This window comes from Stenotrophomonas sp. 05L44_2 (assembly GCF_056665995.1).
The window spans coordinates 1-6,512 of record NZ_JBFTNR010000164.1 but is presented as its reverse complement, the minus strand read 5'-3'; the positions used below and the strand labels follow the sequence as shown (position 1 = coordinate 6,512).

Genomic DNA, 6,512 nt, shown 5'->3' with positions numbered 1-6,512 from the left:
GGGTACTGACGCGCCAGCACGTGCATGTGCTGAGCATCGACAACGGCCCGCTGCGCCAGCACGTACTGGACACCGGCCTGGTCGAACACCTGCGCGCCGATGGTTTCCATTGGCACCCGGAGCAGCCGCTGGACTGGATGGTCTGCGATATGGTCGAGCAGCCGCGTCGCGTCGCCGAACGCATGGCCACCTGGTTCCGCGAGGGCTGGTGCAGGCACGCGATCTTCAACCTGAAGCTGCCGATGAAGAAGCGCTGGGACGAAACCCGCCTGTGCCTGGACCTGTTCCAGGAGCAGGCCGGCAAGCCGCTGGTGGTACGTGCCAAGCAGCTGTACCACGACCGTGAGGAAATCACGGTGCTGGCGTCGCCGCTGCGCTGATGAACATCCTGCGCATATCCCTGCTGCTGTGTACCGCGGTGCTGGCGTCGCCGGCACTGGCACAACCGGCGCGCCCGCAGCCGGCACAAAGTGCTCCGCTGCGTGATGACAGTGGCGTGGTCCGGCAGCAGTCGCTGTCGGCCGGCCGCGTGACCGGCAGCGTCGACATCGTGGTGCCGCTGGGCGAAACCCCGGTAACGGTGCGTTCGCTGGCGCCGGCCAGCGTGCTCGGCCAGTACCGCATCCATTTCGCCGAGTTGGACGTGAACGCTGATGGTTTCATCAGCCGTGACGAAGCACTGGCCAATCCGGCGCTTTCCGATGAGTTCAACGCATTGGACAGCAAGCGTCGCGGCAAGCTGGACCGCGCTGACCTTGCCGGTTGGCTGATCGATTGACCCGATTCCGGTAGCGCCGGGCCACGCCCGGCGGGATCGGTGAACCGCGCTGCGCGCTCGCCGGGCATGGCCCGGCGCTACCGGCGGATGATCCGGGGCTCGCGCGCCAACCAAGGTTGACGTCTACAGAAGCGATTCGCTGCAGACCGGCATGGCCCGCTTTTGGTAGGTGCCAACCTTGGTTGGCACAAGGCCGGAAGGCCCTCACTCCAGCTGGGGCGAGGATGCCCGATCGGCGCGCCAACCAAGGTTGGCATGTACCAGGGCCTCGCCGTCACACCCCTGCGGCGCGCTTCCAGAAGGCCTGTACCAGCGGCGGCCACTTGCCTAYGCAGCCCAGCGCGCGGCCACGCGCCAGGGTCAGGTGCATCTCGTCGTTGGAGAACAGCCGGTTGATCGCGTCGAAGCTGTAGGCGGCGATCTGGTTGTCGCTGCGACGCTCACGCGCCCAGCGCTGCACGCGCTGCGGCGACAACCGGGGTTGTCCACGCCGTTCGGCCGACGGCGCCAGCCAGTGCTGCAGGGCGGCGACATCGCGCAGGCCAAGATTGACGCCCTGCCCGGCCAGCGGATGCACCACGTGGGCGGCATCGCCCAGCGCCAGCACGCGACCGGCCACGTAGTGGCGGGCCAGCTGCCGGCGCAGCGGGAAGGCTGCGCGCGGCGAGGCCAGCCGCAGTTCACCCAGGCGCGCGGCGAAAGCGCGGGTCAGTTCACGATTGAATGCGTCTTCGTCCAGGGCCAGTACGCGTGCGGCCTCGTCGTCGGGCAATGTCCAGACGATGGAACTGCGGCGCTCGGCCACCGGCAACAGCGCCAGCGGACCGGTCGGCAGGAAGCGCTGCCAGGCCGTGGCCTGGTTGGGCAGCTCGCTGTCCACATAGGCGACTACACCGCGCTGCTGATAGTCGTGGCGTTCAACGTCGATCCCGGCCAGTCCGCGCAGGGTCGATTCAGCACCGTCGGCAGCCACCGCCAGCGCGGCTTCGACGCGACGACCATCATCCAGGCGCAGGCGCACAGCGTGCTCGTCCTGTTCAAGCGCTTCCACGCGCGCCGGGCAATGCAGCTCCACGCCAGCTGCCGGCAGCGCCGCCCACAAGCGATCCTGCAGCAAGCCGTTCTCGACGATGAAACCCAGCTCGCGACGGCCGAAGCGATCGGCGTCGAACAGCAGGTCGTCGCCACCGCCCGCGTCCCACACCTGCATGCGCCGGTATGGCCAGGCGCGTGCCTGGGCGATCGTCGGCCACACGCCGAGACGCTCAAGCAACTGCACGTTGTCGGCGGCGAAGGCGAACACCCGCAGATCCGGCTGTGCGGCCTGCCATGGTGCCGGTTCACGCCCTTCCACCAGCGTTACGGCAAGGCCGGCATCGGCCAGCGCCAGCGCACAGGCGGCGCCGACCACACCGCCGCCCACAATGGCCACGTCCAGGCGTGCGCGCCGGTTCATGCGGCTTCTCCACGGCACAGGCGCGGCACATCGCCACGGAAGCCCATCGCACCACCAACCAGCATCGACTGCACCGAGGCGCGCTGTGCGGCCACCAGGCCCAGGCTGCGCAGGGGGCGCAGCAGCGGCGCCGGATTGCTGGTCAGCCGGGCAAGACCGCCGGAGAACGCCACCGTCTGCCGTCGATCTTCTTCGCGGCGGTCCACGTAGGATCGCAACAGTGCATCGCTGCCGGCATCGCCCTCCACTTCCAGCAGCTCGGCCAACGTCAATGCGTCGCGCAGGCCGAGGTTGAAACCCTGCGCACCCAGCGGGTGGATGGTCTGCGCGGCATTGCCCAGCAGCACCGTGCGCTCCCCCACCAGCGCGCGCGCCAGTACCTGGATCAGCGGATAGGCACTGCGCGGGCCGGAGTCGAGCAGGCGGCCCGCCCGCCAGCCGATGGCCTGCTGCAGGCGCTGCAGCCAGGCGGTGTCGTCCAGCGCCATCACCGCCTCTGCCTGGTCACGGGCAACCCCGTGCACGGTGCCGAAATGGCGGTCGCCACGCGGCAGCAACGCCGTCGGGCCGGTATCGGTGAAACGCTCCCAGGCGGTGCCATCSGGCGCGCGCKSRCTGCGCACGCGGGCCACGAACAGSGTCTGCWGGAAGTCGTGGCGATCAACGTCGATGCCCAACGCATCGCGCACGCCGCTGCTGGTGCCGTCGGCACCGACCACCAGCCGCGCCAGCAGCACCCGCTCGCCACTGTCATCGGCCACCCGCACCTGGCGGTAGCCGTCAATCACCTCGCCCAGGCCAAGGAAACGCATCGGCCGGTAGCGGCGCAGCCGTGACAACTCCTGCAGCCGGCTTTCCAGCGCCTGGCCGAAATCACGCGCCACCACCACCTGGCCGAACCATGGCCGGTCGTACTCTGCGGCATCGAGCTGCACACGGCCGAAATCGCCGGCGCGGCTGACATGGATGCGGCGGATCGGGCCGGGGGCCATCGACAGCTTCTGCATGACCCCCAGCGCGGTCAGCGCGTTGATCGTGGCGGCGGCAAAACTGAGGTTGCGCTGGTCGAACACCGCCGGCAGTTCCCCGGCCGGGCTGGCTTCGAGCAGGCCCACGTCGCGGCCCAGGCGGTCCAGGGCGATGGCCAGGCTGGCRCCSACCAGWCCGCCACCGACGATCAGCACGTCATGTCGTTCACTCATGGGCGCATGATACGCGCTCGCCGCGCCGGCATGCCCCACGCCGCCCCGCCTGCGCCAAGCGCCGCGCCGGGCTAGAATGAAACCTGAATCCGCTCCGGCCCACCGCCATGTCCGACTCCGCCCCCCGCGCCTTCGTCCTGTCAGTGCTCGTGCTGTTGCTGGCTGCGACCCGCGTCAATCACTTCGCGGCAATCCCTGACGCCTCTTGGGCGGTGTTCTTCATCGGCGGCTTCTATCTCGCCCGCTGGACCCGCTGGGCGTTCCCGCTGCTGATGGTGTTCGCGGTGCTGGTCGACTGGATCGTGATCCGCAGCAGCGGCCTCGACTTCTGGCAGCACTACTGCGTATCGCCGGGCTACTGGCTGCTGTTGCCGGCCTACTTCGCGATGTGGGCCGGTGGCATGTTGCTGGGCCGCAACTACCGCAGCGCGCAGTGGTCGGTGCTGGGCAAGGGTGCCTTGCTGCTGGTGGCGTCGGTGGCGCTGTGCCATCTGCTGGCGCAGGGCGGTTTCTACTGGACCAGCCAGAACGTGGCCGAGCCGACCGTGGCCGGATGGGCACAGAACTACGCCCAGTGGTTCGGCCCCTACCTGCGCACCACTGCGATCTACGTGGCCTTGGCCGCCGCACTGCAGCTGGCCGTGGAGCAGGTGCTCAAGCTCCTGCAGGCCCGCCGCGACATCCACCACTGAGCCACGCCATGGGTCATCGCCTCTCGCGCATCTACACCCGCACCGGCGACGACGGCAGCACCGGCCTGGGTGACGGCAGCCGGGTCGGCAAGGATGACCTGCGTGTTGCGTCCTATGGCACCGTCGATGAAGCCAACGCCACGCTCGGCCTGTTGTTGGCCGTGCCGCTGCCGGAGGACGTCCGCGCGCTGGTGGTGCACCTGCAGCACCAGCTGTTCGATCTGGGCGCCGAACTGTGCATTCCCGGCCATGCCGCCATCCACGCCGCTGATGTGTCGGCGCTGGAACAGCAGCTGGACCACTACAACGCCGACCTGCCGATGCTGAAGGAGTTCATCCTGCCGGCCGGTGGCGAGGCCGCCGCGCGCTGCCACCTGGCGCGCACCGTGGTCCGCCGCGCCGAGCGCGACACGGTCGCCCTGGCCCGCGTGGAACCGGTACGCAGCGAGGCGCTGCAGTACCTCAACCGGCTGTCAGACCTGCTGTTCGTGCTGGCCCGGGTGCTGGCACGGGCCGATGGCCACGGCGAAGCGCTGTGGCAACCACAGCATCGCCAGCGCTGAGCCGCCGTGCTGGTCTTCACCCATCCCGCCTGCCTGCTGCACGATCCGGGCCCTGGCCATCCTGAATGCCCGCAACGCCTGCAGGTGGTGCTCGACGCGCTGCACGAGGCCTTCCCCGGCCAACTGGATTGGCGCGAACCGCCGCCGGCCAAGTTCGGTGAACTGACCCGGGTCCACGACAGCGCGCTGCTGGATCTGGTACTGCAACCGCAGAGCGCACCGCTGCGCCAGCTGGACATGGACACCTGGACCTCGCCGGGCTCGGCCAGCGCCGCGGTGCACGCCGCCGGCGCAGGTGTCGCGGCCGTCGATGCGGTGATGCTGGGCGAGGATCCGCTGGCCTTCTGCGCGGTGCGCCCGCCCGGCCACCATGCCACCAGCAGCACCGCGATGGGCTTCTGCCTGCTCAACAACATCGCCATCGCCGCCGCCTACGCCCGCGACCGCCACGGTCTGGAGCGGATCGCAGTGGTCGACTTCGACGTCCACCACGGCAACGGCACCCAGGACATCTTCCAGCACGACGCACGGGTGTCCTACTACAGCACCCACCAGGCCGGGCTGTTCCCCGAGTCCGGCCTGCGCCGTGACCGCGGTGCCGGCAACCTGATGAACATCCTGCTGCCGCCCGGCAGTGGCGGCTTCCGCTTCCGCAACGTCTGGGCCGACGAGATGCTGCCGGCGATCGACGACTTCCGCCCCCAGCTGCTGCTGATCTCGGCAGGCTTCGACGCCCACCTGCGCGACCCGCAGGCCGACCTGATGCTGGAGACCGACGATTTCGCCTGGATCACCCGCGAACTGCACGCGCTGGCACGCCGCCATGCCGCCGGCCGGGTGGTGTCGATGCTGGAGGGAGGATACGACCTGCAGGCCTTGGCCGAGTGCAGCGTGGCCCACCTGCAGGCACTGATCGACACGCCCTCCGGCAACGGGCCTGGATGAACCCGAACCGGCAACCCGGGGAGGCCTTCATTGCCCCTATGCAAGGGATGGGGCAAGCTACCGTCCGTTTTCGCCCGAATCCGAACCGCGTGCGCCGAGCCCTCCGCCTGCTTCCCCTGCCCCTGAGCATCGCCGTCTGCCTTCCGGCATGGGCTGATGACAAGCCGCTCAACTGGGGCCTTTGCCCGGCCACCGACGTGATCCCTGCGTTCACCGACGCACCGACCCCGGTGCCCGGCCAGGACAAGGCTGCCGCCAGCGCTGCGCGCGAACAGCAGCCCACCGACATCGAGGGCGACCAGCTGCTGGGCACCACCACCGTGCCGCAGTACCAGGGCAACGTGGCGCTGCGCCGGGGCGACCAGTTCGTGGGCACCGACAAGCTCAGCTTCGATACCGAAAGCGGCAACTATGTCGCCGACGGCAACGTCCGTTACCAGGATGCCTCGATCCGGATGGTCGCCAAGCGCGCCGAGGGCAACCAGGAAAGCGACACCCACAAGATCACCGACATCCAGTACCAGCTGGTGTCCCGCCGCGGCAACGGTGAAGCCGAATCGGTCGACCTGCAGGGCGCGGTCGGGCAGATGCACCGCTCCACCTACACCACCTGCGACCCGTCGCAGCCGGTATGGAAGCTGACCGCCCCGGAGATCGAAGTCGACAACGACGAAGGCTTCGGCACCGCCCGCAACGCGGTGCTGCGGATCGGCAAGGTGCCGGTGCTGTGGGCGCCCTACTTCAAGTTCCCGATCGATGACCGGCGCAAGACCGGCCTGCTGTTCCCGCAGCTGGGCATGTCCGGCCGCAACGGTTTCGACTACGCACAGCCGATCTACTTCAACCTGGCGCCGAACTACGACGACACGTTGACCC

8 protein-coding genes are annotated in these 6,512 nt (G+C 69.1%); 6 read left to right on the top strand and 2 right to left on the bottom strand.

The window, feature by feature from the left end; translation table 11 throughout:
- Together rlmM and AC1VAN_RS07740 are read left to right on the top strand one after the other, a co-directional pair.
- Positions 1–380, top strand: a 380-nt coding sequence (gene rlmM, locus AC1VAN_RS07745; protein ID WP_480985570.1) for a 23S rRNA (cytidine(2498)-2'-O)-methyltransferase RlmM, incomplete at its 5' end; no start/stop codon positions are given.
- Positions 380–778 carry an EF-hand domain-containing protein gene (locus AC1VAN_RS07740; protein WP_313445973.1) on the top strand — a complete coding sequence of 133 codons (399 nt, stop codon included), beginning with the start codon at positions 380–382 and terminating at the stop codon, positions 776–778. The genes rlmM and AC1VAN_RS07740, both read left to right, overlap by 1 nt.
- A 274-nt stretch (positions 779–1,052) precedes the next feature.
- On the opposite strand, the gene AC1VAN_RS07735 is transcribed toward AC1VAN_RS07740, so the two are convergent.
- Positions 1,053–2,234, bottom strand: coding sequence for a UbiH/UbiF family hydroxylase (locus AC1VAN_RS07735; RefSeq protein WP_480985569.1), 1,182 nt, complete (start codon positions 2,232–2,234; stop codon positions 1,053–1,055).
- The gene (gene ubiH / locus AC1VAN_RS07730) at positions 2,231–3,436 is read right to left on the bottom strand and encodes a 2-octaprenyl-6-methoxyphenyl hydroxylase (protein ID WP_480985568.1); all 1,206 of its coding nucleotides are present in this window, start codon (positions 3,434–3,436) and stop codon (positions 2,231–2,233) included. The genes AC1VAN_RS07735 and ubiH overlap by 4 nt, the downstream gene beginning before the upstream one ends.
- A 107-nt stretch (positions 3,437–3,543) precedes the next feature.
- Here ubiH and AC1VAN_RS07725 point away from each other — a divergent pair, with 107 nt between their 5' ends.
- The 4 genes from AC1VAN_RS07725 to AC1VAN_RS07710 all read left to right on the top strand — a co-directional run.
- Complete coding sequence (locus AC1VAN_RS07725) at positions 3,544–4,128, top strand: hypothetical protein (protein ID WP_025877927.1); 585 nt, start codon at positions 3,544–3,546, stop codon at positions 4,126–4,128.
- Positions 4,129–4,136: 8 nt separating this feature from the next.
- Positions 4,137–4,691 carry a cob(I)yrinic acid a,c-diamide adenosyltransferase gene (locus AC1VAN_RS07720; protein ID WP_025877925.1) on the top strand — a complete coding sequence of 185 codons (555 nt, stop codon included), beginning with the start codon at positions 4,137–4,139 and terminating at the stop codon, positions 4,689–4,691.
- 6 nt (positions 4,692–4,697) lie between these two features.
- Positions 4,698–5,636, top strand: coding sequence for a histone deacetylase family protein (locus tag AC1VAN_RS07715; protein ID WP_313445967.1), 939 nt, complete (start codon positions 4,698–4,700; stop codon positions 5,634–5,636).
- Between the two features lie 89 nt (positions 5,637–5,725).
- On the top strand, positions 5,726–6,512 hold a 787-nt coding region (locus AC1VAN_RS07710), incomplete at its 3' end, for an LptA/OstA family protein (protein WP_480985567.1).